Annotated in this window: 4 protein-coding genes; all 4 read right to left on the bottom strand. The window is 75.8% G+C overall.

What is annotated here, in order from left to right; all coding sequences use genetic code 11:
* A partial coding sequence (locus tag AOK22_RS24555) for a hypothetical protein (protein ID WP_055700882.1) occupies positions 1-2,024 on the bottom strand: 2,024 nt, incomplete at its 3' end.
* A 3-nt stretch (positions 2,025-2,027) separates the two neighbouring features.
* Positions 2,028-2,516: a hypothetical protein gene (locus AOK22_RS24550; RefSeq protein ID WP_055700881.1), complete on the bottom strand. Its 489-nt coding sequence runs from the start codon at positions 2,514-2,516 to the stop codon at positions 2,028-2,030.
* A complete protein-coding gene (locus AOK22_RS24545; protein ID WP_055700880.1) occupies positions 2,513-4,090 on the bottom strand; it encodes a hypothetical protein in 1,578 nt (525 codons plus the stop codon). The genes AOK22_RS24550 and AOK22_RS24545 overlap by 4 nt, the downstream gene beginning before the upstream one ends.
* 53 nt (positions 4,091-4,143) lie before the next feature.
* Positions 4,144-4,593: tetratricopeptide repeat protein (locus tag AOK22_RS24540; RefSeq protein ID WP_055700879.1), on the bottom strand; the 450-nt coding region annotated here is incomplete at its 5' end.

Below are 4,593 nucleotides of genomic sequence, written 5' to 3'. Positions count from 1 at the left end.
CCAGGCGCGGCGGGGAGGAGTGCGCGGGCCGGTTCCGTGGGGATCGCGACCGCGTCGGGGCGGGGCTCGGGCACCGCGGTGATCACGCACTCCTCCGCGGACACGGGCAACCGCAGCGCCTGCCCCGCCCGGTGCGCGCTGCGCGCCACGCGCTGCTCGCCCCCGCGGTGCCCGTCGCTCCACGTGACCCGCACCAGGACCGCGGGCTCCGGCCAGGCGAAGAACAGCTCGGCACGGTCCGCCGCGACCCGGCGCACCGTCAGATCCCTTATGGGCGACGGGTGTTCGATGACGACGCTCGGCCCGGACACCGCCCGCTCGCCCAGCACGCTCACCGCCGTCACCCGCATCCGCCGCTCGGGCGGCGGCGTCAGTTCGGCGCGCGACTCGGCGCCGACGACGGTCGCCGGGATCCGGTCGGCGCGGCCCACCAGGCCGGAGACGTCCGTGCCCGGCGCGACCGGCCCCGCCGTCCAGGGCAGCAGCACCCCGTCGCCGAGGGCGGGCGGCCGCCACGCGATGGTCACCCGCTCGCCGTCCTCGTGGCGGCGCACGGAGAGCTCCTCGACGGGCGAGGGCCACCGCTCGGCGTGCGCGGCGACGGTGACCCCGCGCGACCACACCAGGTCACCGTCCGGATCCCGGTAGCCGCACCGCACTTCGTACGTGTACGTTCCCGGGGCGAGCGGCACGTCGAGCACGCCGTCGTGTGCGCACGGCACCCGCACCAGCGACGCCTCGCCCCACCCGGCGGTGTCCACCTCGGACCACGAGCGCGTCACCCGCACCTCGGCCGCCGCCGGGTCGGGCCGCCAGTCCAGCCGCAGCCCGCCGGGCACCACGGTGGCGCGCAGCCGGGTCACGACCGGGGTGAGCAGCACCGGCGCGGTGACGCGCGGCACCCCGGCGACACGGTCCCCGCGCAGCGGGACGACCGCGTACCGCAGGGCACGGCCCACGGGCGCGTCCGGGTCCACGGCGCCGAGCCCCCGCTCGCCCGCCACCGTCTCGACCGCGAGCCGCGGGGCGCCGTCGGGGAAGCGCAGCACGCGGTACGACACGTCGGCGCCGCCGCGCGGGGGCGCGCACCACGACAGCCGCACCGTGTGCTCGTCGGGCGCGGCCGTCACCCGCGCGTCGGCGGGCGCGAAGGGATCGTCGGCGAGGAGCGCGGCCACCCGCAGCAGGCCCGTCTGGGCGTCCGCGTCGTCCCTGGCCAGGCGGAGCGCGCCGAGCCAGGCGGCGGACGCGGTGCGCAGCGCGCCCGTCGCCTCCGCCGCGGTGCCCTCGTCCGTGAGCCGCGCGACCTCGGCGGCCCGCGCGCGGACGCCGTCGACGAGCCGGGCCAGCCGGTGGTCGTCGGGCCCGTCGGGGTAGCCGGAGCCGTGCGGGAGCCGTGCCACGACCTGTTCCGCCGCGCGCAGCCGCACCCCGGGCCACACGTCGTTGAGGGTCTCGGCGGCATGCCGGGCGGGCCCCGCGGCGGGGAACCCGGCGGCCACGGCGGAGGCGAGCGGTGCCGCCTCGGCGCGGTGCACGCCGAGCGCGACGGCATCGCTCTCGGCGGGGCGGTCGCCGCCGTCCCTCAGCAGGCAGCACACCTCCCACAGGACCAGCCGGCGCAGGCCCATCGCGTCGTCCCGCAGGACGGTCTCCAGGATGTCGACCAGGGCGGCCGCCGTGTCGGCGCGCGGATCCGATGAGGACAGCCACCGGCCGCGCGCCTGCCGCACGAACGGCAGGTCGACGCGCTGCCAGATGCCGCCGCGGCCCGGGAACCAGAGCCCGTCGAGGACCCGGAAGCCGTCGTCGGTGGTGGCCTTGGGGAGCGTCCCGAAGACCGTGTTCGTCGCGGCGGCCGGGGCCGGTGCGCGCAGGGCGTCCGCCGCGTGCCGGAACTTCGCCGCGCGCAGTGCCTCGCGCAGCTCCACGTAGCCGCGCATGGCGGGGGAGCGCGGCAGCGCGGGCAGCGGGTGCCGGCGGCCGCTCGTCTTCGGGTGCTCGCCGGGGCGCAGGTCCGCCATGGCTCAGTCGTCCGGGGCCGTGTAGAAGTACACGCGGACGACTGCGGTCTCCGGGCTCTTGCCGAGGTTGTGGAAGTCGTCCGTCGCCGTCTTCTTGGTGAACATGTCCGGACGGCCCTTGCCGAGCAGGCCGTTGACGCGGTGGGCGTAGACCGTGCCGTTCGGGCCGCCGCCGAAGGTGAGCACGAGCGCGGCCTCGCGGCCCGACCACTTGCCCGTCCCCTTGGAGATCTGTTTCACGAGCTTGCCCTTGTCGTCGCCCGAGACCCGGAACTCCTGGGGGTGGCGGTCCACGGAGCGCGGTCCCGTCGGCTTGTGCGTGGGTGAACTCCCCTTCGAGGGAGTGGGGCCGGGAGGGTCGTCGAGCATCGGGTCGGGCCGGTCCGCCATGGACACCAGCGCGAGCACGAGCAGCAGATCGGCGAAGAGCCACCCCGCGAGGACGACCACCCCGAGCCGTCCGGCACGCCGGCCGGGCCGCCAACGCGTCACGCGGCGCCTCCGTCCCGGGGCGCGGGCGGGGGCAGACGCGTCGTCGGCGCGTCCAGGGGAGCGTCGGGCGTCGGGTCGAGTGGCCGGTCGGGCGCGGCATCGGGCGTCGGGTCGAGCGGCGGGTCGAGCGGTGGGTCGGTGGGACGGCCGGGCGCGGGGAAGGCACTCGGCGTGGTGGCGGTGGAACTCCCGCTGTCCGGGCGGCCGTTCGTGGCACCGCCGCTTCCGTACGCGCCGTACGTGGACCCGTTGGTGGTGGAGCCGTACGCCCCGCTCTGCGATCCGTACGTACCGGCCTGCGTCCCGTATGAACCGCCCTGCGTCCCGTACGCCCCGCTCTGCGACCCGTATGACCCGCCCTGGGACGCCCCGTACGAACCGCTCTGCGACGACCCGTACGTCCCGCCCTGCGATGACCCGAGCGACAGTGACGGCAGCGCGCCCGCGAGCGAGTCCATGCGGGCGTCGAGGCGGGCCGCCGCGTCCTGCCAGTGGGCCGCCGCCGCGTCCCAGCGCTCGGTGGCCTCGCGCATGCCGTCGACCGCGTCGCCCGTGCGGCCCGTGCTCGACACCAGGGCCTGCGAGGCCTGTTCGGTCGCCTTGGCCACCGACTCGGACTTCGCGACCAGCGACTGCTGGGCCGCGACCAGCGCCTTGAGGGACGCCTCGACCGTGGCGCCCGCCGACTTGACGTGGTCGGCGATGCCCCGGGCCGCGGCCGCGTTGGCCTGCCCGGCCTTGGCGGTCTGCGCGGTGCCGTCGCGCAGGGTCGTGTCGATGCGGGTCGCCGCGTCGCCGAGCTTCGGCACCTCCTTGCTGAGGGCGAGCGCCGCCTGCTTGAGCGCGTCGGTGGCCTGGTTCACCGAGGCCGTCGCGCCCGACAGCGCCTTGTGGCTCTGCTCCGCCTTGTTCGTCAGGAGCTGCATCTTCTGCGCGGCCTTCGTCAGCTCCGCCGTGAACTGCAGCGGCGACGCGCTGCGGAACGGCGCGAGCAGCATCTGGGTGCGCGTGAGCACCGACGCCAGCTCCGCGAGCACCCGCTCGCGGGCCGCCTCCTGAGCCTCCTCGTCGTGCTCGCCGCGCACCCGCACGCGCGCGTGCCACACCGAGAGCGCCACGAGCAGGGCGATCAGGAGGACGGCCATCAGGGCCACGTTCTCGAAGCGGCCGAACGACGACAGATGGCCGCCGAAGCCGGACTGCCACAGCTGGAGGAAGGGGCGCGTGGCCTGCTTGCGGTCCTCCTCGGCCAGCTCCCCGTACGCGCGCACGGCCTCCCGCAGCCCGTACCAGGTGATCAGGAGGGGGATGAAGACGAGCACCCCGAGGGCCGCCTCCAGGAGCCGGTCGTGCCGCCCCGTCTTCTGCACGGCGGCCGACGCGCGCACGCTCTCCGGGCGTACATAGGCCTGCACGAGGTCGACCTCGGCCCAGGAGTCGAGCCGGGTCGTGGCGGAGAGGTCCTGCTCCAGTGCCTTCAGTTCGGCGGCGCGCGGCGACAGCTCGGGCAGGGCCGCGAGCCGCCGCAACTCCTTGACCACCGAGGCCTTGTCGAGCAGTTGTGCGGGCGTCAAACGGGTTCCCTCCCTGGCTTGCGGCGCGGCTCGTGGGGCGGGTCGCGGGTCCTCTACCCGAGGACGTCACCCCTGCCGCGCCGGTTCCTGCCGTCACGGTTCAAACGCCTCAACAGCGCCTCGGCGTCGGCGTGTTCAGGATCCCACGTCAGACACTTCCCGAGGGCCTCAATCGCCTCATCCCGCTGCCCGCGCCGGTCCAGTTCCACGGCGTGCCGGTAGGTCCGCTCGGCGAGCAGTCCGCGCACGCGCACGTTCGTCGGGTCGTGGCTGTACGCGCAGTTGAGCCACCGCTCGGCGTCGGCGAAGTGCTCCGGCGCCATGTCGGCCATCGCGGCCGCGCAGTGCACGTCGATCATCGCGTCCAGCATGTCGGCCCCGGCCGGCCTGGTCGCCGCGTCCTGCCAGGCGATGTGCGCCGCCTGGATGGCGTGGTCGTACCGCCCGAGGGACAACAGGGCCTGGGCGCGGGCCAGTTGGCGCCGTGAGGCGTAGTCGAGGGT

This window comes from Streptomyces silaceus, from assembly GCF_001419745.1.
In the GTDB taxonomy this organism is placed as follows: domain Bacteria; phylum Actinomycetota; class Actinomycetes; order Streptomycetales; family Streptomycetaceae; genus Streptomyces; species Streptomyces silaceus.
Note: the sequence above shows the minus strand (reverse complement) of the source record. Positions and strands in the feature narration are given on the sequence as shown.